The sequence below is a fragment of the Vibrio sp. 10N.261.55.A7 genome, from assembly GCF_002877365.1.
Taxonomy (GTDB): domain Bacteria; phylum Pseudomonadota; class Gammaproteobacteria; order Enterobacterales; family Vibrionaceae; genus Vibrio.
This window is the reverse complement of the sequence record NZ_MCWZ01000020.1, coordinates 1-21829: the sequence shown is the minus strand read 5'-3', so window position 1 is coordinate 21829 and position 21829 is coordinate 1. Positions and strand designations below refer to the sequence as shown.

The 21829-nt window shown below is 44.9% G+C and carries 17 protein-coding genes; 10 read left to right on the top strand and 7 right to left on the bottom strand.

From position 1 onward, the window contains the following. Positions 1-3: 3 nt before the first annotated feature. Together msbA and BCU12_RS02060 are read right to left on the bottom strand one after the other, a co-directional pair. Complete coding sequence (msbA, locus tag BCU12_RS02065) at positions 4-1752, bottom strand: lipid A ABC transporter ATP-binding protein/permease MsbA (RefSeq protein ID WP_102402739.1); 1749 nt, start codon at positions 1750-1752, stop codon at positions 4-6. Positions 1753-1784: 32 nt separating this feature from the next. Further along, positions 1785-3845, bottom strand: a complete 2061-nt coding sequence (locus BCU12_RS02060) for a DNA internalization-related competence protein ComEC/Rec2 (RefSeq protein WP_241909722.1) — start codon at positions 3843-3845, stop codon at positions 1785-1787. Positions 3846-4072: 227 nt separating this feature from the next. On the opposite strand from BCU12_RS02060, the gene BCU12_RS02055 reads away from it, so the two are divergent. The 5 genes from BCU12_RS02055 to BCU12_RS02035 all read left to right on the top strand — a co-directional run bounded on the left by BCU12_RS02055 (position 4073) and on the right by BCU12_RS02035 (position 9989). Next, the gene (locus BCU12_RS02055; protein ID WP_102402737.1) at positions 4073-4582 is read left to right on the top strand and encodes a DUF2062 domain-containing protein; all 510 of its coding nucleotides are present in this window, start codon (positions 4073-4075) and stop codon (positions 4580-4582) included. A gap of 231 nt (positions 4583-4813) precedes the next feature. Next, on the top strand, positions 4814-5569 hold the full coding sequence (locus BCU12_RS02050; RefSeq protein WP_102402736.1) for a response regulator transcription factor: 756 nt from the start codon (positions 4814-4816) through the stop codon (positions 5567-5569). Continuing rightward, positions 5566-6900 carry a sensor histidine kinase gene (locus BCU12_RS02045; RefSeq protein WP_102402735.1) on the top strand — a complete coding sequence of 445 codons (1335 nt, stop codon included), beginning with the start codon at positions 5566-5568 and terminating at the stop codon, positions 6898-6900. The genes BCU12_RS02050 and BCU12_RS02045 overlap by 4 nt, the downstream gene beginning before the upstream one ends. Before the next feature lie 192 nt (positions 6901-7092). Continuing rightward, a complete protein-coding gene (locus tag BCU12_RS02040; RefSeq protein WP_102402734.1) occupies positions 7093-9069 on the top strand; it encodes a TonB-dependent receptor in 1977 nt (658 codons plus the stop codon). Between the two features lie 11 nt (positions 9070-9080). After that, the gene (locus tag BCU12_RS02035; RefSeq protein ID WP_102402733.1) at positions 9081-9989 is read left to right on the top strand and encodes an ABC transporter substrate-binding protein; all 909 of its coding nucleotides are present in this window, start codon (positions 9081-9083) and stop codon (positions 9987-9989) included. A gap of 173 nt (positions 9990-10162) precedes the next feature. On the opposite strand, the gene lolE is transcribed toward BCU12_RS02035, so the two are convergent. From lolE to lolC, 3 genes are read right to left on the bottom strand one after another with little or no spacing between them, the layout of a single operon-like run. After that, positions 10163-11407 (bottom strand): lipoprotein-releasing ABC transporter permease subunit LolE, encoded by a 1245-nt coding sequence (gene lolE, locus BCU12_RS02030; RefSeq protein ID WP_102402732.1) that lies wholly within the window; start codon positions 11405-11407, stop codon positions 10163-10165. Further along, on the bottom strand, positions 11407-12126 hold the full coding sequence (lolD, locus tag BCU12_RS02025; RefSeq protein WP_102402731.1) for a lipoprotein-releasing ABC transporter ATP-binding protein LolD: 720 nt from the start codon (positions 12124-12126) through the stop codon (positions 11407-11409). Before lolD ends, lolE begins: the two co-directional genes overlap by 1 nt. Further along, complete coding sequence (lolC, locus tag BCU12_RS02020) at positions 12119-13327, bottom strand: lipoprotein-releasing ABC transporter permease subunit LolC (RefSeq protein ID WP_102402730.1); 1209 nt, start codon at positions 13325-13327, stop codon at positions 12119-12121. The genes lolD and lolC overlap by 8 nt, the downstream gene beginning before the upstream one ends. 214 nt (positions 13328-13541) lie before the next feature. Here lolC and BCU12_RS02015 point away from each other — a divergent pair, with 214 nt between their 5' ends. The 5 genes from BCU12_RS02015 (at position 13542) to BCU12_RS01995 (ending at position 19530) form a co-directional block, all read left to right on the top strand. Beyond that, positions 13542-14117 (top strand): PilZ domain-containing protein, encoded by a 576-nt coding sequence (locus BCU12_RS02015; protein WP_102402729.1) that lies wholly within the window; start codon positions 13542-13544, stop codon positions 14115-14117. Positions 14118-14125: 8 nt separating this feature from the next. After that, complete coding sequence (gene mfd, locus BCU12_RS02010) at positions 14126-17587, top strand: transcription-repair coupling factor (protein WP_102402728.1); 3462 nt, start codon at positions 14126-14128, stop codon at positions 17585-17587. 52 nt (positions 17588-17639) lie between these two features. Beyond that, positions 17640-18476 (top strand): peptidoglycan binding protein CsiV, encoded by an 837-nt coding sequence (locus tag BCU12_RS02005; protein ID WP_102402727.1) that lies wholly within the window; start codon positions 17640-17642, stop codon positions 18474-18476. A 45-nt stretch (positions 18477-18521) separates the two neighbouring features. Then, entirely contained in the window at positions 18522-19064 is a 543-nt protein-coding gene (locus BCU12_RS02000; protein ID WP_102402726.1) for a GNAT family protein, read from the top strand. 154 nt (positions 19065-19218) lie between these two features. Beyond that, positions 19219-19530: a hypothetical protein gene (locus tag BCU12_RS01995; RefSeq protein WP_102402725.1), complete on the top strand. Its 312-nt coding sequence runs from the start codon at positions 19219-19221 to the stop codon at positions 19528-19530. A gap of 41 nt (positions 19531-19571) precedes the next feature. Here BCU12_RS01995 and BCU12_RS01990 read toward each other — a convergent pair whose 3' ends face one another. After that, positions 19572-20336 carry a RecX family transcriptional regulator gene (locus tag BCU12_RS01990; protein WP_102402724.1) on the bottom strand — a complete coding sequence of 255 codons (765 nt, stop codon included), beginning with the start codon at positions 20334-20336 and terminating at the stop codon, positions 19572-19574. Positions 20337-20547: 211 nt separating this feature from the next. Further along, complete coding sequence (locus tag BCU12_RS01985) at positions 20548-21828, bottom strand: NAD(P)/FAD-dependent oxidoreductase (RefSeq protein ID WP_241909721.1); 1281 nt, start codon at positions 21826-21828, stop codon at positions 20548-20550. Position 21829: the final 1 nt, after the last annotated feature.

The following is a 21829-nucleotide window of genomic DNA, read 5'->3' as shown; positions in this document are numbered from 1 at the left end:
TCGCTATTCACCGAATTGAATTCGATGCAACTGAGCATACGCACCGTCTTGCGCCAATAGTTCAGCATGAGGGCCACGCTCTATCACTTCCCCTTCATCAACGACCAATATCTCGTCGGCTTCTTCAATCGTTGACAATCGGTGCGCGATAACCAGAACCGTTTTGTCTTTTTGTAACTCTTCTAAAGCGGCTTGGATAGCGCGTTCAGACTCGGTATCTAATGCGGAAGTTGCTTCATCGAGAATAAGTACTGGAGCATCTCTTAGCAAGGCTCTAGCAATCGCGATTCGCTGACGCTGACCACCTGATAGGCTTGTGCCATTCTCACCAATGATCGTATCAAACCCTTCTTCTTGCTCGTTAATGAATTCCATTGCATGCGCCAGAGTGGCTGCTTTCTCAATTTGCTCTCGGCTGTATTCATCTTTGGCCGCATAAGAAATGTTATTCGCAATCGTGTCGTTAAACAGATGAACGTTTTGCGACACTAAAGCAAAGTGGTCACGCAAATTGGTAAGTTGGTATTCACGCACATCGTGACCATCGAGTTTAATCGAGCCTGAATCGACATCATAGAAACGTGTAAACAAGTTGGCAATGGTACTTTTACCCGACCCCGAGCGACCGACTAATGCGACGGTTTTTCCTTGAGGAATGGTAAAACTCACATCTAATAATGCGGGTTTTTCTTTGCTCTCGTATGTAAAGGTAACGTTTTCAACGGCCACATCGCCCTTAACTTTCTCTGCTTTCAACGTACCGTTGTCACGCTCAGTTTCTAAGTCCATTAACGAAAACAGGGTTTGACACGCTGCCATACCGCGTTGAAATTCAGAAGTCACATTCGTTAGGGATTTAAGTGGACGCATCAAGCCGAACATCGCAGCGAAAATAACCGTAAATGTGCCCGGTGTGAGTTCAGCGCGAATGGTATCCACGCTGGCAAGAAACAAAACCGCAACCAAAGCAATAGACGCAATCAGTTGAATGACAGGGTTGGCGATCGCTTGGGCAGCAACAAGCTTCATGGTTTGTTGACGCATCTGATTACTGACATCATCAAAGCGTTTGCGCTCAACATCTTGACCACCATAGCTAAGAACAACTTTATGTCCTTTTAGCATCTGCTCAGCTGAAGAGCTCACACTGCCCATGCTTGTCTGCATATTCTTCGATATTTTTCTAAATCGCTTTGAAATAATGCTAATTCCCCAAGCGACTAAAGGTGCAACAAGGAAAAGAACTAATGATAGCTTCCAACTGTTCCAAAACATCAAAGTCAAAAGACCAATGATACTCGCGCCTTCACGAACAATACTCACGAGAGCTCGACTTGTCGCACCAGCGACTTGTTCTGAATCATAAGTAATTCGAGAGAGAAGCCCACCTGTCGACTCTTTATCAAAAAAGGCAACGGGCATATGCATAAACTGATGGAATATTTTTCGGCGCATCAGCATAACAACGTTACCTGAAACCCAACTCAAACAGTAGGTAGACACAAAGCCACTGAAACCACGAACGATCATCATGCCAAAAATAATGAGAGGTAGAATACGAAGAAAGCTCGATTCCGCCGCACCAAAACCCTCATCCAGCAAAGGCTTTAACAGCGACAACATGTAGGTGTCAGCGACGGCATTAATAACTAAAGCGACAACGGCAACAGATAGGCCCGCTTTGTATAGTCGTATATACGTCCAAAGTCGTTTGAATGTTTGCAGCGTGGTTTCATCTGTATTTGTAGACATAGAAGTGCTTTATTTTTAATGCAATATTGCCATCATTCTACTCCGTTACGCAGCATCTGCCTATACCACCGTGGACCTTCTGTTTGGCGAATCGTAGAAACTTGCCACATATCTCGGTTCACGTGGATGGTTATTTGGCCACTTTGACCAGTATCTAACCAGTCAATCTTCTGAGACTGATAGCGCGTTAGAACTTTATCTGAAGGTAAGTCCCATCTTCCCCCTTTAGATAGCGACGCAATGGCCACGGAAGGCGCTACCGCTTTAAGAAACTTTGGTGTCGATGAAGTCGCACTGCCGTGATGTGGAACGATCAGAATATCGCTTTTGAGCGCTTCTGGCTCTCGAACTAACATCCACTCAACCAACGCATCAATATCTCCGGTGAGTAACATGCTAAAAGAACTCGACTCATTTTCGATGCGAATAACACATGAATGTGGATTGTATGCACGCTTTACACCTTGTTGAGGCCATAGCACCGAAAATTGTAGCCCCTGCCAATACCACTGTTTGCCTCTAATGCATAACTCGTAACCCTCAATCTTCTGAGGGGATATTTTACGAATAGGCGTCAACTGTTCATCGATCACCTCCCTTCCTCCCGCATGATCGGCATCTAGATGACTGAGAATAAGCCCATCAACAATCCGGATCCCTCGTCGAGATAAAATTGGAACAATCAGTGAATCAGCAACCGAACCTGACTCCCAACTATTCCCCGTATCGTAGATCATCGCTTTCCCTTCTTTCTCAATTAGAATCGACAAGCCATGCCCAACATCCAATACGTCAATCTTCCACTCTTTGGTTTCCGATTTTTCATCAGCACGAAGTTCCAATGATTCAAACCATTCAAAGAACCCAACCGCACCTACTGCTAATATGAGAAGTAATCGGGCCTGACGATTAAGGTAGTGGCATAGAATGAAAGCACTACACACTAACGCACTGAAATAAACTTGAGGCTGCGACAATACTAGCCAAGAATCTACCGCATATTTAGCTGCCCACTCGACAGGCAGTAACAAGTACTCCACAACTGACCATACTTCACTGAAGGCGCTAAGATTAAGTGCAGTGATAAACAGCGCGACGAAAACACTCGGGATAACAATAAAGGTAAACCAAGGTACAAACAGAATGTTATACAGCAGACTACTCATGCTTATTCCGCCAAATAAGAATGCCGTGAGAGGAACCATTAATAGGACTAGGTACAACTGCACTTTAAGTACCGTTCTCCACGTTCTCTTTCCTTGATTAGGCTGGCTTAGAACATATAACACTATCGAGACAGCATAGAAAGAAAGCCAAAAGCTAATGGATACCGCGGAGAAAGGGGCAATAGCGAGCACAACACAGAGTGTGAGCAAAAATTTGATTGAGATAGGTTGCTGTATTCTCATCATGATTAGAATGGATCCAACAAGGCACATCGTTAACGCACGAGTTGTCGGAAGACTAAAACCCGCTAGCCACGAATAAAAAACAGCGAAGGCACAGCCTAAAATCCATGGCGACCAAAGTAAGCGACATGAAGTACGACTCAGGAGCTTTCCTAGCATAAATCCCACCATATAGATGACACCAACATGCAGCCCTGAAATGGCAATAAGATGAATGAGACCGCTATTTCTGTAGTGGCTCCATTGCTGCTCTGTAATATGGCTCCTTTCACCAAAAACCAGTGCGAGAATCGGCCCTTTAGCATGGCTGTCTTTCACTTGTTCGAAGACTTGTTGATAGAGTGTATTACGAAGAGATGCTCGGCTTTTAACCACCATCGATTGTTGAGAAACGAGTGTCGCCTTAGCAAGCCAATTTTGTGACAAATAGTAAGATTCTAAATCGAACCCGAGTTCATTTCTCCAACCGTAAATCGGTTTTACCGACACCTTTCCGTCTATGGTGTCTCCCATGTTTAAAGGGAAATCACTGACTAACCTGAGTTTCGGCCGAGATAAATAGGGCAATGTTTGACCATTGATTGATCTAAGTAAAACCGTGCCCTCATAACCATGACGTATTTGCTTAAAAATGCTGTCAATTTGGGCTGATATGGTAATATCCGCTCCAGATTTAAAAATCACACTATGCTGATGTTGTAAAAGATGCCCTTTGATTAATACGATGAATATCGCTAGGGAAAATCCAAAACATTTGAGTAGGCACCTATACTTGATAGCAAGCAGTGAATACCCAACAAAGATGATGGACCACCTCCAATCCGGCAACGAGGGCCAGAAGGGAGCACTTAGTGCCGTTATCGAAAAAGAAAATAACGTCCAGTAATTCAATAAGAGAGCCATAATTTCCTATGCCAAGAAAATTTATCAGACGTTTTATGCCCGATCACGCTGTAATCAAGCGTCAAAAGGCATTGAAAATTTTTGGCAACGTTTTGTATAACCCAAACCTATGGTCTTTAAACCGTCGCTCTGCTGCTGGCGCATTCGCCGTGGGTTTATTCATGGCTTTTGTCCCTCTTCCAAGTCAGATGCTCATGGCTGCTGGTTTGGCTATCGCCTGCGGAGTCAACCTTCCTCTATCCGTCGCATTAGTTTGGATAAGTAACCCGATAACCATGCCTGTTATGTTCTATTGTGCCTACAAAGTAGGGGCAGTGGCTCTAAACGTACCGGCGCAAAGCTTTCATTTTGAATTGAGCTGGGAATTTCTTCTTACCCAAATGCACACTATTGGTCCCCCATTTTTACTGGGTTGCCTTATATGCGGAATTGTTGCTGCAATGATTGGTTACTTTGGAATTAAAGGGCTTTGGCGCTATTCAGTCGTTCGCAGTTGGCAACAACGTAGCTCACGCTAGCCAATTGAATCAATAAGTTAAAGCCACCAAACCTAAAATTCTTACCCTCGCTCTAGAATCAGTGCAACACAAAGTGGAGTAACAATGACAGAACGTCAGCTTTGATGGTTGTTCTCGCTTTACTCCCCCCAGTTCAATCTCCGAGACAAAAGAAATAGATCACATCATATTGATTGATTTAGACCGCTACGTGAATGATAATCAATCTCATTAGATCGCGATGAGATTACCATGTTTAGAGAACCCAATTCATATACTACTAACGGAAGCGATGCGCTTGATACTCCATCAAGTATCACTTCAGTACTGCTGGTCGAAGATGATACCTTCCTCAACCCTCAACTCACTTCCCTACTCAAAACTGATGGACATCGTGTAACAAGCGCATATTGCGGGAATGAAGCCCTTTCAATATTGCAGCAACAGCAGTTCGACCTTGCTATCCTTGATATCGATCTTCCTAATGTAGATGGACTGAGTCTGCTTCATTTTATACGGGAGCATAATGACACGCCGGTCATCTTGCTGACCGCTTATGCGGCTGAAGAGCATCGAATTCGTGGGCTTAAATCAGGAGCTGACGACTATATCTCAAAACCGTGTAACTTTACTGAATTAAGCCTGCGCGTTGACGCCATTTTGAGAAGAACCCAAAAGCAGGCAGCAACGTCGAAAAATGTTGAATTGTCTTCAAACGAACTCACACTGAATAAGTCTGAAACGTCGGTATCTGTATTCAATGGGAGCAGCTCAGAGCGCATCGATCTCACGCCGATTCAATTTAAGCTCCTTTGGACTTTGGTGCACAATCGCAGATCGATTCAATCGAAACCTTACCTATATCAAACCGTGCTTGAACGTGAGTTCAGCCCCTACGACCGAAGTTTAGACATGCACCTCAGCCGCATCAGAAAAAGACTTGTTGAGGCTGGAATGCCCTCTCAAAGAATTCAAACTATTCACGGTAAAGGATACTTATTTCAATGAGAAGGAATGTCTTTTGGCGGTTGTTCGTCATACTCTCTTTGGGCGTTGTTATCTTTTTTTCTTTGCTGCACAGCGCGGCAATACTGTCTAACGAAAAAATGAGCTACATCGATGACGTACATCAACAGGAAATAAGAGACTGGGGAGCTCATGCACAACGACTGCTCGATGAAGGTAACCATTCAAAACTCGACGCCTGGCTTAACGAGCTCGCAATACGCGAAGATACGTGGGCGACCGTCATTCGCTCTCAAATTGACAACGTCGCAGGCAATCGATTGAATGACCGGTTTTGGCAAGGCTACGGCATTGGGCGCTCTGAGACATGGAAAATCCATCTCTACTTTCCTGAAAACCCAATCATGGAAGTGGCGCTCACCCCATCAAATCATCATTTCCTGATTATTCTTCCCGATAGAATGCGACCAGGAACGTACATGTCACATGCGTTTTGGTTCTATCGTGTCGTGATACCTTTTATCGCCCTTTTTGCGTTAACACTCTACATCTACCGATATGTCATGACGCCTCTTAAACATTTTCACAGCACCATCATGGAGTTTAGCCGTGGTAACTACCAAGCAAGAATCGCGGACAGAGTTACGATCGGTAACGACGAATTCAGTCAGGTAGCGAAAACCTTTGATGCGATGGCAGAACGCACATCAACCGTTATTGAACACAATAAAAATCTCATCGCGGACATGTCTCATGAGATACGCACGCCACTGGCTCGAATCGAGATGGCTGTCGATTGCGTTGAGCATGATATTAATCCGAAAACGATGGTGGATAGAGTTCGAACGGAGGTAAGGCAGATGAGGCAATTAGCAGAAGATACCCTCACTTTGGCTTGGATTGAAAATGAACAACCAGACTTGAGGGTTGAGCCATTTGATCTCAGTGAATTACTCGAAGCGATTATAGATGACGCCCGATTCGAATTTCCAGATCGACAGTTGGAGGTCGACATCCCATCAACTCTTCCCCTGACTCAATCGAGCCAGAGAGCCGTTGGGCACGCTTTAGAAAACATAATCCGTAATGGTCTTCGCTACACACCAGCTAACCAGTTATTGCACATTCAAGCGGCGGTTGAGAAAGACCAAATACGCTTAAAGATTGTCGATTGCGGACCAGGGATTGACCCTAGCCTCTGCGACAAAATATTCACCCCCTTCTTCAAAGCCAACAATGACACAGGCACAAGGAAAGGCTTCGGTGTTGGACTGGCACTGGCTAAAAGGCACATCGAAGCGGTTAAAGGCTCCGTTTTCGCTCGTAACAATCAAACCAATGGAATGGTCTTTACTGTCCTACTTCCAATTTAACTGGTTAATTTAATTGAATTTAACATTAACGGATCATATGTAACAGTTGTAAAAGTCATTTACCCTAATGATGAAAAAAGAGAACATCCATAAACAACAAATGATAAGGAATATCATTATCATTTAGTAGTGGTACTGGCAAACACTCCGCCAGTTGATAAAAGCTAAATATAATAAATTACGGAATTGTATATGGAATTCAAAATCTCACTACTTGCACTGACCATTGCAGGTACTCTTTCTTCACACTCTGCACTTGCAGAAAATTCAGTAGACGATACATCAAACGAAACCCCTGAAGTGATGGTTGTGGTTGGCGAGTTGACTAACTTCGCCGTTACCGATACTGAGCTAGAAAACTATCAAGCTCAAAACCTTGAAGACATATTCCGAACCGACCCTTCGGTATCGGTTGGTGGCTCCGTGGGTGTTGCTCAGAAGGTCTACGTAAGAGGTTTAGAGGATACCTATCTTAACGTTACTGTTGATGGCGCGCCTCAGACAAGTACCTTATTCCACCACATTGGCCGTCTTTCAATTGATCCATACTTGCTTAAAACGGTAGAAGTCCAAGCCGGTGCGGGCGAAGCAACCAGTGGCTTTGGTGCATTGGGCGGTGCTATTCGATTCAAAACCAAAAGTGCTCACGACTTACTTGCACCGGGTGAAAGTTTTGGTGGTACGGTAAGCGCGAACTACTTTAGCAACAACGGTCATAAAACCAGTGCCAGCCTATATGGTGAGATAAACGACAATTGGGGTCTACTTGGGTCATTTGTTTCGACTAAAAATGACAACATAGAAGATGGAAAAGGCAATGAAGTGCTAGGTACTTCATCGGATAGAACACTAGGCTTTCTCAAAGCAGACGGTTACATTACCGACAACCAAACGCTCTCTCTTAGCTATGAAGCTCGAAATGAAGATGGCGAATTTGGGCAACGACCAAATTGGCCTGTTCTGGAAGGTGACCCAGTCTACCCGCTAGAAACTGAGAGACACACCTTTACTGCCAACCATACTTTCAGTCATAGCGAGTTAGTCAACCTAGAAAACTCACTTTACTACACCATGGCGGATGTTGTTCAAGACGCAAAATGGGGTAAGTACAATGGCGAAGTCAACACGTTAGGCTTTGATGTGCGCAACACCAGTCACTTAAGCCAACATGCGGTGACCTATGGGGTTGAATACAAATCCGATGAAGCATCGGCCAAGTCCTTAGAACCAGGCGCAAAACCCGCTCTAAAAGAAGAAGGCGATGTATTTGGTCTTTACGTACAAGATCATTGGCAAGCCACCAACGCTCTACTTTTAAGCTTTGGTACCCGATACGATAATTACCAAATGGAACAATTGTCGACAGGGACAAAAATTGATAGCGATGGGGTGAGCTCGAATATCGGCTTAAACTTCCAAATTGCTGACGCTTGGAAGCTGAATGCTGGCTACGCCCAGGCCCTGCGCGGTAAACAGGTTGGAGACACCTTCACTCTCGATTCATACTCCATCAATCCAAATCTAAAAGAAGAAACAGCGGAAAATACAGAAGTCGGTATAGAGTATAAAGTGTCTAACTGGCTAGCATCTGCAACGGTTTTCCAAAGCAATATTGACGATGTCATTGATGTCATTGGTAAGCAATACGAAAACGTTGGTCAGCTAAAAACGAAAGGTTATGAACTCAAGGCCAAATACTGGTACGAAGGTTTGACCGCCATTGCAAGTTTTAGCAGCGTTGATTCTAAGCTTAATGGCAACAGGCTGAATGGTTATGACCACATCGGTATCGGTAACTCTCGAGGAGATACTTTCGGGCTTAACCTCACCTATAACCTTAATCAAGACCTAGAGTTTGGTTGGAACTACACCTACGTTGCTGATTTGAACAATGTTGAAGCACTGTTTGAATCGGTTGAAAAAGGTTGGATCGACGAAACTCAGCACATAGATAAGCCTGGGTATCAGGTTCATGACATTTACGTCCAATGGCTGCCATTAAGCAACCAAGACCTGAACGTCAACCTTACTGTGACTAACCTATTTAATGAATACTATCGCGATCACTCTAGTGTAGGTGATTATACGAACATCCCTGGCTGGGAAAGTGTATCTGGCGTTTATGCCGCAGGTCGTAACGTCCGTTTAGGCGTTTCGTACGGCTTCTAAGGAGAGTCACCATGTTATCTAAAAACATAACATCGCTTATCGCGAGTGCAGCTCTACTGTTGAGTCCTCTTGCAGCAGCAAAAACCATCACCGTTAAACACCTCTTAGGTGAAACGCAGGTGCAAACCAAACCAGAACGCGTCGTTGTATTGGGAATGGATAGCCTAGATGTTTTGGAAGCGCTTGAGATTGAGCCAGTGGGTGTTGTCAAAAGCCCAATGCCTCCGTACTTAAACAAATATCAAAGCGAACAATACGAGCCTGTTGGCTCACTGTTTGAACCTGATTTTGAAGCGATCTACACGCTGAAGCCTGACCTTATCATCGTCAGTAATAGAAGTTCAGCATCACTAGACGAGCTTCAGAAAATTGCGCCAACCGTTCTATTCATGGCAGATGCCAAAAGCTATTGGGAAACCACTCAAGATGCTTGGAGAATGATTGGCGATATTTTCGAAAAGCAGGCACAAGTAGAGCAAATCATTGCAGACAAGCAAAAGCAAATTGATGACATTTACAATAAGGTAACCGCTGATAAAGCGAATGCACTCGTTGTCATGGTGAGCGGTGGGAATCTCACCACTTTCGGTGCTCAATCTCGCTATGGTGCCATCTATTCTTTGTTCGGTTTTGAAGAGTCTTTCGCCAACGACAAAACTTACCAACATGGAGATGCGATCAGCTACGAGTACATTAGTAAGGTGAACCCAAAGTACATGCTTGTTCTGGATAGAGATGCAGCCATTGGTCAGTCTACAACAACAGCAAAAGAACACTTTGATAACCCTTTGATCAATAAACTTCCGGTGTTCAAAAACAACAAGATTAGCTACCTTGATGCTCACGCTTGGTACATTTCAGCAAGTGGAATTCAGGCTACGCAAAAGATGATCGACGACGTTCAATCGGTGCTTAACTAGCTTTATAAGAAAGATAGTTAAACCGATATTGTCGGAACATTTGGTAAGAATTGAACGTCCGTAAACAGTAAAGATACGTCACGAAAAACATGCCATCATAACCTTGTATTAGGAAACTAATCTCTCGTTATGATGGCATTTTTGTATGAATGGATTCACTTGGCGATAAAGTGCTATTTAGCACTCAGTACTTCCGCTGGATTCAATTTACTGGCTCGTGAAGCAGGATACCAGGTAGCCAGCAAACTCAGTACAATGGCAGTCAAAGACACCAATAAAACATCATTGAGCATCACTTGAGACGGAAGAAAGTCGACAAAGTAGATATCACCAGATAGAAACTGATGGTCTATCAACTTTTCCACTACCTCAATGAGAGATGTAAGATTCAGTGCAACCACCACTCCGATAACGCTGCCCACTACGCTTCCTAACACTCCAGAGAACACACCTTGCCAAACAAAGATTCGCTTCACTAATCCATCGGTTGCTCCCATGGTGCGTAGTATCGCGATTTCGCCGGCTCGATCTTTCACTGCCATCATCAAAGTAGAAACAATATTGAAGCTCGCCACCCCAATCACCAATACCATGACTAAATACATAATGGTGCGAACTAGCTGAATATCACGATATAAGAAGCCAAACTTCTGCTGCCAACTGCGTAAGTAAACATACTCGTCAAGCTTGTTTCCGACATTACGAACGATAAACGTTGCATTAAGAACATCTGAGACTTTAATAGATACGCCCGTTACCTTGTCGCCCAATTGCGCATAACTTTGTGCATCTTGCAGCGGGATCAGAGCCAAATTATGATCGATTTGACCATTAAGAGTCAGTAAACCAGCAACCTTCACTCGTACCCTTCTTGGCGCTTGGACCTTGGTAGAGCCATTAGCAACCGGTAGCATCAACGTGAGCGAATCACCCACATTCACACCAATAGCGTCCGCCACACCCTGTCCAAGAATGATTTGCCCGGATCCCGCCTGAAAGCCACGCCAAACGTCAGCATCCACAAAGTCCATCAAACTCGACACGTTACTTTCAAGTTCAGGGTCAATGCCTCTAACTTCTAGCGCTTTCAGACTCGCGCCTTTCTCCGCCAAAGCCGTAAGTTTGATAAATGGAGCGGCCGCGAGCACCTGTTCATCAGACTCCGCTTGCTTCATCATTTTCTGCCAATCTTGGATCGGTCTTTTCACGCCTTCAAATTCACCGTGGGAGATAACAGACAACACGCGATCTCTCAGCTCTCGTTCAAAGCCGTTCATTGCTGACAAGCCAATAATGATCACGGCAACACCTACGGCAATGCCAATCGTTGAAGAGAGAGAAATAAAAGAGACCATTTTGTTTCGCTGCTTGGCTCGGCTGAATCGACGGCCAATAAACAAAGAGAGAGAAGAAAACATTATCCCTCCCCAACTTCGGAATTTTCGACCGCTTGCTTCTCGTCATCTAAAATCAGCAACCCATCTTGCATTTTCAACTGACGGTCCATTTTTCCCGCAAGCTCTCCATCATGAGTGACAACTAAAAACGCCGTACCTGACTCTTGATTTAGCTGACGCATCAGATCATAAATAGAAAGAGCCGTTGCATGGTCTAAGTTACCCGTAGGTTCATCAGCGAGTACCAAGTCAGGCTTATTCACTAAGGCACGAGCAATAGCAACGCGCTGGCGCTCTCCGCCTGATAGCTCAGAAGGTCGATGATCAACTCGGTGAGACAATCCAACTTTTACCAGTAATGCCTTGGCCTCGGAATACGCCTCACTTCGCTTCATTCCACCAATCAGCAAAGGCATCGCCACATTTTCTAACGCGCTAAAATCAGCGAGCAAGTGATGAAATTGGTAAACGAAACCCAAATGTCGATTACGAATCTTAGCTTGCTTGTTTGAATTCAGCTCCGCTAAGTTTTGGCCAAGAAAAGTGACATGACCCTCAGTGCAATCATCTAATGCCCCAAGAACATGAAGTAATGTACTTTTACCAGAACCCGAGGTACCAATAATGGACACAAGCTCCCCTTTGTTGAGGTCAAAGCTCACGCCTTTTAAGACTTGCGTATCTAAAGAGCCATCGTGATAGGTTTTACATACATTGTGGCACTGAAGAAGTTTATTCATACCTTAAAGCCTCGGCTGGTTTGACTGAAGATGCTCGATAAGAGGGAAATAACGTTGCGAATAGGCTCAACATGACCGCGAGTAACACGACAACTATGATTTGAGAAGGATTAATCAACACAGGAAGGTGGCCACCTACAGAGAAAAGTGCAACGCCGAGCCCTTCCAACATAGAATTAAGGTTAGAGGCGAGCAACACACCTAACGTGCCACCAGCCAACGCGCCAATGATACCGCTACTGGCGCCCTGCACCATAAACACACCCATGATCTGATGGCCGTTCATTCCTTGGGTTTTCAAGATCGCCACTTCAGATTGCTTCTCCATGACCACCATAATCAGCGCTGAAATAATATTAAAGGCGGCCACACCAACGATAAGCCCAAGCATTAAGCCCATCATGTTTTTTTCCATGCGCACCGCTTGAAATAGCTCTCCACGCTGCTCTCGCCAATCGCTCCAATGCCAGCCATCTGGCAGTGCCACATCAGCTAAATCAGCCACAACAAACGGGTCTTCAAAAAACAGGCGCCAACCTGACACGGTCTCTTTAGAATAACGAAGCAAACGGGCTGCATCAGAAATGTGTGTCACCATCAATTGTGCATCTACATCTGATCCCGTATTAAATAAGCCCGCCACGGTAAAGTTACGCTGGCTAGGAATTCGTCCAAGCGGGGTAAACTGGCTGGCGCTCGTAACCATCAGGCGAACTTTATCGCCGGTGGTGACATTAAGGGAACGCGCGAGACTATGCCCTAGGAAGACTTGGTATTGGCCCTTTTTTAAGTCAGACAAACGGCCTGCAATAAGATGTTGCTCAATCGGGTCTTGTTCTTCAGGGGAGATTCCTAGCATCATTCCCGCAGTCAGTTGGGAAGCACTTTGGATCACAGCTTCACTGCGCACCAATGGTTCAGGTTCTTTTTGTGTCGACATGTCAGCGATGAACTGAGGCGGATTGTCGGTCAGCGTCGTTTTGTCGTTATCTTGGGTAATCACCGCTTGAGGCAGCACACCGAGAATGCGACTTTTAAGTTGAGCTTCGAAGCCGTTCATGACAGATAACACGGTAATAAGAGCCATCACACCGATGGTAATTCCCGCCGTCGACATATAAGAGACGAAACGGCTGAATCGGTCACCGGAACGTCCCCGGAGATAACGCAGACCTATAAAGAATGAAATGGGAAGGTGCATAGGTAAAACCAAACTTAAAGGATCTGTCTACTGTAACGATTTACGCTCTAAGGTTATAGTTCTAATTTGCTAAATGTAGGTCAATTACACTTAATAACAGCAACATACCTTGATATGTTTGTCGCTATAGCGATAATCTCAACAGTAACTAAACAGAATGCCTTCTATTGACGATAATAAAAGGGTGGTTCATCAACAATAAAGGGGCTCAACCATGTCAAAACAAGAGTTTTTTTCCGTTCAACATCAAATGACAGCCAACATTGAGCCGTTACCGACTGAGTTTGAGATTCCTACAGGTCAAATTTTTGAATCGGAAATTCCAAAGCCTTTTATTGTTGCAGGCGAGTTTTCTCAGCTCGACCAATTGAATGATGCCGCGCGAGTCGAACTTAAGAACAGCGATTTTAAACACGTTGTCCAATTATTAGATACACAAAACTCCAAGCTCAATTTGTTGCTGACGTTTATGTTATCTCAACAAGATGAAAGCCAGTATCGTCACTCAACCTATTCGTTTGGTGCCAGCCAATTCTCTTACTATTCCGCTGTCCACTTAGCAGTAAAAACGAAAGTAAGAGTAAAGCTGTTCTTAGAGCATCCAGCCGCTGCCATCTATTGCTATGGCGAGGTAGCAGAGGTAGCAGAAGCATCAGAGACAGAACAAGGCTGGGATACTACCATCCAATATAGCCAGCTTAGAGATGAAGACGAAGACCTACTCATTCGCTCAGCCCTCTATCAACAACAAAAGCTGTTGCGTCAACGCTCCCTAAATAGAGATAAATAGAACCACTCATGACCACATCTAATATGCTTGCTCTATCTACCCCTAAGGGTGCTGGAGATAAAAAATTTATAGGCCACTTGCAAGGCTCTAGTTTATCTCTAGCGATTGCCGAACTTGCCGATTTGCATTCAAATCATACTCTCTTAGCCGTTGCTGACCCGCAGACAGCCTTAAGACTGCAACAAGAAATAGAGCAGTTTACAGATCAGGATGTAACACTCTTTCCTGACTGGGAAACGCTGCCTTACGACAACTTCTCGCCACATCAAGAGATCATTTCAGATCGTATCGCACGCCTCTATCAACTGCCGAGCTTACATTCAGGCATCACCATCGTACCAATCAGTACACTGCTGCAAAAGCAGTCACCACGTGACTTTTTGCTTCAGCACACTTTGATGGTCAAAGCGGGCGATCTGTTTTCTTTAGAGAAACTGCGCATCCAGTTAGAGCAATCAGGTTACCGTCACGTGGACCAAGTATTTGGCCCTGGTGAGTACGCGAGCCGAGGTTCTATTCTCGACCTTTTCCCTATGGGAAGCCAAGATCCGTATCGTATCGATTTCTTTGATGATGAGATCGATACGATTAGAACCTTTGATCCTGAGAATCAGCGATCTATTGAAGACATACAAGAAATACGTCTATTACCCGCTCATGAATTCCCGACATCAGAATCGGCAATAGAAGATTTTCGAATCCGTTGGCGACAGCGTTTCGACGCGCGTAGAGAGCCAGAATCGGTGTACATGCAGGTGTCTAAAGGGACATGGCCTGCCGGTATAGAGTACTGGCAACCACTTTTCTTTGACCACACCGAAACGCTGTTTGACTATATGACACCCGACAGCCAGTTGATTGTCGTGGGTGATATTGAACCGTCTATCGATACATTCTTAAATGATGTGGAACACCGCTACGATCAGCGAAATGTCGACCCGTTAAGGCCGTTGCTGCCACCAAGCGACTTATGGATAAAAAAAGACGAGCTGTACAGCCACTTCAAGAAGCTGGCTCAAACCTTTCTTTCGACTGAAGAAATCGAGAAGAAGGCGGGAAGAAAAAACCTTTCAATTGAGGCTTTACCCGACCTCGCCGCTCAACACAAAAACAAAGAGCCCCTGGCCTCTTTAAGGCAATTCTCAGAATCCTTCAAAGGAAAAATTGTTTTCTCTGTTGAATCTGAAGGGCGAAGAGAAGCACTGCTGGAGCTGCTTCAAGGCGTTAAATTGCGTCCTATCGAAGCAGACAACTTCCATGCGGCGATTTCAGGAAGCGACAAGTTCTCCCTCGTTCTGGGTTCGTCTGAACACGGTTTTATCGACTCAAAAGCAAAAATCGCGTTTATTTGTGAGAGCGATTTACTCGGCGACCGAGTCGTACAACGACGTAAGAAAGACCGTGAAACAACCAACAGCGATTCGGTAATACGAAACCTAGCTGAACTGAAAACAGGCCAACCTGTTGTACACATCGATCACGGGATTGGTCGCTATATTGGCCTTCAAACTCTCGAAGCCGGCGGAATGGTCACCGAGTACGTGACCCTAGAATACCAAAATGAAGCCAAGCTCTACGTGCCTGTTGCGTCGCTTAACCTCATCGGTCGATACTCTGGTGGTGCGGAAGAGTCAGCACCGCTTCACAAGTTAGGGGGCGAAGCCTGGGGTAAAGCACGCAGAAAAGCAGCAGAAAAAGTTCGAGATGTTGCCGCTGAGCTTCTAGACGTATACGCCAAACGTGAACTCAAACCAGGCTATAAGTTCGCTTTAGACAGAGGCCAATACGCCACATTCAAAGCAGGTTTCCCATTTGAAGAAACGGATGATCAATCGACCGCGATTAACGCGGTAATGTCTGACATGTGCCAAGCGAAAGCAATGGATCGCTTGGTGTGTGGTGACGTTGGTTTTGGTAAGACAGAAGTAGCCATGCGCGCGGCGTTTGTCAGTACAGACAATGATAAGCAAGTTGCTGTTCTTGTGCCTACGACACTGCTCGCTCAGCAGCACTTTGAAAACTTCCGTGACCGCTTTGCTAATCTGCCGATTAGAGTGGAAGTTCTGTCGCGCTTTAAGTCTGCAAAAGAACAAAAAGCCATCATGCAAGATGTCGCAGATGGCAAAGTCGATATTCTTGTTGGTACTCATAAACTGCTCTCAAGTGATCTTAAGTTTAAAGATCTTGGCTTGTTGATCGTCGATGAAGAACACCGATTCGGTGTTAGACAAAAAGAAAAAGTCAAAGCAATGCGCGCCGATGTGGATATTCTGACTCTAACCGCGACCCCGATTCCTCGAACATTGAACATGGCGATGAGCGGCATGCGCGATCTATCGATCATTGCCACACCGCCCGCGCGACGACTTGCGATTAAAACCTTCGTTCGCCAAAGTGATGACAGTGTTGTCAGAGAGGCTGTACTGCGTGAAATCATGCGTGGTGGTCAAGTGTACTTCCTTCATAACCAAGTCGACACCATTGATAAGGTTGCTGAAAGTCTCGCTAAACTCATTCCCGAAGCACGAATCACCACCGCTCACGGCCAAATGAGAGAGCGCGAACTAGAAAAAGTAATGAACGATTTCTATCATCAGCGATTTAACCTGCTTGTTTGTACAACCATTATTGAAACGGGTATCGATGTTCCTACGGCGAATACCATCATTATGGATCGCGCAGACAACCTCGGCTTAGCGCAGCTTCACCAACTACGTGGTCGTGTGGGTCGTTCACATCACCAAGCATACGCTTACATGCTGACACCTCATCCAAAAGCGATGAGTAAAGATGCGATTAAGCGACTGGATGCGATAGCGTCACTAGAAGATCTTGGGGCTGGCTTTACATTGGCGACTCACGATTTAGAAATTCGTGGTGCGGGTGAATTACTGGGTGATGAGCAGAGTGGTCAAATTCAATCGGTTGGCTTTAATCTGTACATGGAAATGCTTGAACAAGCTGTAGAAGCATTAAAAGAAGGGAAAGAACCTTCTTTGGATGAGCTATTGCGTGAGCAGACAGAAGTAGAAATGCGTTTACCGGCACTGTTGCCCGACGATTATATCCCGGATGTCAATACACGACTGTCTATGTATAAACAGATCGCGAGTGTTGCCAACCGCGGCGAACTAGCAGAGTTGAAAGTTGAACTCATAGACCGTTTCGGCACGCTTCCCGATGCTACTAAGAATTTGCTCTCGGTCTCTGAGATCAAACTGGATGCCGCGGCGATAAAAGTGAAGAAAATCGAAGCGCATGATAAGGGTGGATACATCGAGTTCTATCCCGATGCTGACATTAATCCCGTATTTCTGGTTAAACTATTGCAATCTCAGCCACAAAAATTTGCTATGGAAGGCCCTACTAAGCTCAAGTTTACGATACCATTAGTAGACAGACGTAAACGTGTTCGCTTTGTCGTTGATATGCTTTCTGAATTTCAGCAAAACATTATGCCGAAAGTGTAAATAGCACCTGATAAACTAAAATTAGTCATGACGACTGATTGATGGAGTTAAAATGAAAAAACTGGTCCCACTGCTGCTCTTTTTAGTCTCAATGCCAACCCTGGCGCAGAGACAATTTGATATAGAAGTGATCATTTTTGAGCGCGCCGTTGATGCAGAAAAAACCAGCGAATCGTGGCCGATGACCCAACCAGAAGTAGACTTGTCGAGAGCCGGTAAGTTTTCTGATGCCGATTATCGCACATCAAAACAGGTGGCTATGCTGCCTGCCGCGGAATACCAACTTTCCGATCAAGTAAAGTCATTAGACAAACACGCTGGGTTTAACGTTCTCGTGCACAAAGCTTGGCGCCAAGGTGATGAAGGAAAAGCAGCTGCCCCCGTCTTTCACATTCAAGCTGGCCGAGATTACTCGGAAGCTTTCAACCCAGATGGTTCAGAAAAGCTGGCGTTCACAGAAGAAACGCCAATTGATGGCGTGATTGAAGAGTCTATTGACAAGCCTTTGTACGAGCTTGATGGCAAATTTCAAGTCTATGTTCAGCACTACCTGTACGCTGAAACTCAGCTTAACCTGAAACGTCCAAGCGTCAGAAAAGTCACGTTTGAAGATGCACCACTTTCCGACGATTTCGTGGTAGAGGACTTAGAAGGCAACGCACTCAATGCCACGCCAGACGCAATCGTTGTTGAAGACGCAATCGCTGTTGAAGATTCAATCGTAGTGGCTGGAAACATGAAAGATGTGTCACCGAAAGTTGAAGTCGAAGAGTTTCTAAAAAATTATCGAATGGACCAAAAACGCCGCATGCGCAGTACAGAAACACACTACTTGGATCACCCTCTTCTGGGCATCATCATCCAAGTTCGCCGCGTAGAGAAAAGCTAACTAAAATGCCCTCTAAATTGAGGGCATCTTTTTTAGCCACCGCTTATGACACCACAATTTACCCTCTCAACAGAACGCCTTGTCCTTCGTTTGATCGAAGCCGAAGAAGTCGAACAGTTTTGTTCTTGTGTTAACGCCTCCCCGACTCTTCATGAATGGGTGGATTGGTGTCACCCTGATTTCTCAATAAAAGAAGGTGAGCGCTTCATTTTGGCGACCCGCCTCAATTGGGTCAGAGGTCAAGCTTACGGGTTTGGTTTATTTCGACACTCTGATGGTCAGCTCATTGGCATGGTAGCGATAAACGAGCTTTATCACACCTTTAACATGGCAAGCATTGGATACTGGATTGCTGACCAGCATCAGCATCAGGGCTATGCAAAAGAAGCCACCAAAGTGGTGATCAACTTTTGTTTTGAGCTGTTAAGAATCACGAGGATAGAACTCGTTTGTGACCCTAAAAACCTCGCGAGCCACGCTCTCGCACTCAGTTGCAATGCACAGCAGGAATCCTTAGCAAGAAATCGATTCATTTACGATGGAGAGCCGAGAGACGGGCTCGTGTTTTCACTTATTCCCCCCAAGTAAGTTTCCGTTTTTTGGTATCCGTTTCTCTTTGACACTCCTACTGAAACTTTCAAATTGTAAACAGTCCCAGTGAACCTACTTCACGATTAACCCCACAGAATGCAATGTATTGCCTATACTCAATAGACCAAGGTTTTAGGCAAGCGAGTATCGCATGGTAGATCAAAACGTCGGACATATTCTTCAAGCCTTTAATAGCATTGGTTCAAAACTCCTCGAGCAAAATGCCATGATCAAAGAACTCACGGTAAAAGTGAACTCTCTTGAAAGCCAAAATAAGCAACTCGTCCAACTCGTTCAACAACTAAAAACCCCCTCACCGACTATGGAACAATCAGGAGTTAACAAGAGCGATTTCCAAGATAAGGTCACACAGAGCCTTAGTTCAATTGAAGATAAGTCGAAGAAAGCAATAGAATTGATTAAAGCCAATAGTGGCCAGGCTAAGAAGAGAGCTTGGCCGTAGAGTACGGTTTCTCTTTGGCGGGAGGTTGTTAGCTCTAACTGCTATTCGGTTTCCATTTCGCTAAGAGCAAACTTTATCTCGTCAGATGAAAAGCCTTTGCGCGTTAACATCGCATACGCTTTTGCTCTCTCTTTGTGGATTTTAAGGTCATAGGGTTTCTTTTCAAGCTGCGTCAAACATGAAGAATAAAAATCGATTTCTTCTGCTTCGATAAGTTTATCCACCGTAGCCTCAAGGTCTGTAATATCGATCTTTCGCTGACGAAGTTCCTGCCTTATCACAACAAGCCCCTTCCCTTTCCTCGCATACTTTAGCACTTCTTTTTCAATATCAGCTTTCTCTGCTTTGATTTCTAGGTTGGTTCTCAACTGGGAAGAGCAAGCATGTTGCTCAATAGCCTGGCTAATTTGCGAATAGCTGAAACCTCTTTTTTGCAACGTTGCAACCAGCTTTTCCTTACTCATCGTAAACTGCTGGTAGTAAGTATTGACGCGTGCATTCAGCAACACTTGTTCATCAATATTCTGGTCCAGTTTAACTTGGCTTATAACGTCAGCAATCATTGAGTCTTGCAGTCCCTTTTTCTTCAATTTTTCAGTTATGTAACCAGAGCCATATTCGCCAGAGAATGAAAGCTCAGTAAAACGCTTTGCAAAATCACTATCTGATTTTAGGTATCCAAAGCCCTTCAGCTTTTCTAGCGTGTCTGCAATCCACTCTTCGTTATCCGTTTTGAGGCGAAGTTTAGCGGTCAATTCGCTCTCGGTCATGTCTCTTTGACCCAAATGCCACATCGCCGAATTCATGACACTTTCTAATCGTTGCGCGGGTTTAACCTGTTTTTTCTCTGGGTACAAATGAAACCTCAACTGTCAGAGTAGGAGTACATTGTTCAATTCAGAAAGACTCAATTGCTGTGAGCCAATCTAATTACTAGTAGGTGCCATCATAGCAACAGCAAGCAAAAAAAAAGAAGAGCCTTGGCCCTTCTTTTAAAGATATTCGATACGTAAATGCTTAGTGCAGTTTAAGGTTTGGTCTTAAAACTCGGTTAATACGACCAACCAACATCATTAAACCTGTCTTTAAAGCGCCGTGTAGCGCCATCTGATGCATTCTATATAAAGAAATGTATACGACACGAGCAATTCGACCTTCAACCATCATAGAGCCTTTGGTGAGGTTGCCCATCAAGCTTCCCACGGTAGAAAAGCGGCTCAGAGAAACAAGTGAGCCATGGTCTGCGTAAACATACGGTTTCAGTGGTTTGTTCGAAAGCTTAGCAACGATGTTCTTATACACATGGCTAGACATTTGGTGTGCAGCCTGTGCTCTTGGCGGTACAAATGATCCATCCGCTTGAGTACATTGTGCTAAGTCGCCAATAGCAAAAATATCCTCATCACGCGTTGTTTGTAGCGTTTCCGTCACCACCAACTGGTTAATACGGTTTGTTTCAAGACCCGCGATGTCTTTCATGAAATCAGGGGCTTTGATGCCCGCGGCCCAAACCATGATTGTCGCGGAAATTTTGTCACCATCTTTAGTGACTAGGCCATCTTTTTCCGCTTGAGTCACCATAGTGGTCGTACGTACATTCACACCAAGTTTCGTGAGCTCTAAATGAGCGGCGCTAGAAATGCGAGGTGGGAGCGCAGGTAGGATTCGCTCTCCCGCCTCCACAAGGTTAACGTTCAACTTGCTTGAATCTAGATCACCGAAGCCATAGGTTCTTAACTCTTTTACGGCATTGTGCAGCTCAGCTGACAGCTCGACACCGGTTGCGCCTGCGCCAACGATAGCAATGTCGACTGTGCCATTGCCTTTGTTCGCATGAAGCTTTAAGAACTCGTTATTCATTTCGGTACGAAAACGGTGAGCTTGTTCAGGGCTGTCTAGGAAGATGCAATTATCGCGAACGCCTGGTGTGTTGAAATCATTTGACGTCGAACCAATCGCAAGCACAAGAATATCGTAACTTAGGCTACGTTTTGGCATGAGCAATTCACCATGCTCATCGGTCAGCTCGCTAAGACTAATACTTTTATTCTCGCGGTCAATGCTCTCCATGCTTCCCATTTGGAAATCAAAACCATGATTTTTGGCGTGTGCACGATAGCTTAAAGCATCAACACCAGCATCAAGAGAACCTGTTGCGACTTCATGCAGTAATGGCTTCCAAAGGTGACTCGCTTTTCTGTCTACCAGAGTCACTTCAGCTGTCTTCTTTTTCCCTAACGTTCGGCCTAGTTTCGTTGCGAGTTCTAGACCACCAGCTCCACCACCTACGACAATAATT

Bases quoted from the DNA above. Each gene is read 5' to 3' on its own strand.
- msbA (WP_102402739.1), bottom strand. From the start codon at position 1,752: ATGTCTACAAATACAGATGAAACCACGCTGCAAACATTCAAACGACTT.
- BCU12_RS02055 (WP_102402737.1), top strand. From the start codon at position 4,073: ATGCCAAGAAAATTTATCAGACGTTTTATGCCCGATCACGCTGTAATC.
- BCU12_RS02050 (WP_102402736.1), top strand. From the start codon at position 4,814: ATGTTTAGAGAACCCAATTCATATACTACTAACGGAAGCGATGCGCTT.
- BCU12_RS02045 (WP_102402735.1), top strand. From the start codon at position 5,566: ATGAGAAGGAATGTCTTTTGGCGGTTGTTCGTCATACTCTCTTTGGGC.
- BCU12_RS02040 (WP_102402734.1), top strand. From the start codon at position 7,093: ATGGAATTCAAAATCTCACTACTTGCACTGACCATTGCAGGTACTCTT.
- BCU12_RS02035 (WP_102402733.1), top strand. From the start codon at position 9,081: ATGTTATCTAAAAACATAACATCGCTTATCGCGAGTGCAGCTCTACTG.
- lolE (WP_102402732.1), bottom strand. From the start codon at position 11,407: ATGTTTTCTTCTCTCTCTTTGTTTATTGGCCGTCGATTCAGCCGAGCC.
- lolD (WP_102402731.1), bottom strand. From the start codon at position 12,126: ATGAATAAACTTCTTCAGTGCCACAATGTATGTAAAACCTATCACGAT.
- lolC (WP_102402730.1), bottom strand. From the start codon at position 13,327: ATGCACCTTCCCATTTCATTCTTTATAGGTCTGCGTTATCTCCGGGGA.
- BCU12_RS02015 (WP_102402729.1), top strand. From the start codon at position 13,542: ATGTCAAAACAAGAGTTTTTTTCCGTTCAACATCAAATGACAGCCAAC.
- mfd (WP_102402728.1), top strand. From the start codon at position 14,126: ATGACCACATCTAATATGCTTGCTCTATCTACCCCTAAGGGTGCTGGA.
- BCU12_RS02005 (WP_102402727.1), top strand. From the start codon at position 17,640: ATGAAAAAACTGGTCCCACTGCTGCTCTTTTTAGTCTCAATGCCAACC.
- BCU12_RS02000 (WP_102402726.1), top strand. From the start codon at position 18,522: ATGACACCACAATTTACCCTCTCAACAGAACGCCTTGTCCTTCGTTTG.
- BCU12_RS01995 (WP_102402725.1), top strand. From the start codon at position 19,219: ATGGTAGATCAAAACGTCGGACATATTCTTCAAGCCTTTAATAGCATT.
- BCU12_RS01990 (WP_102402724.1), bottom strand. From the start codon at position 20,336: ATGAATTCGGCGATGTGGCATTTGGGTCAAAGAGACATGACCGAGAGC.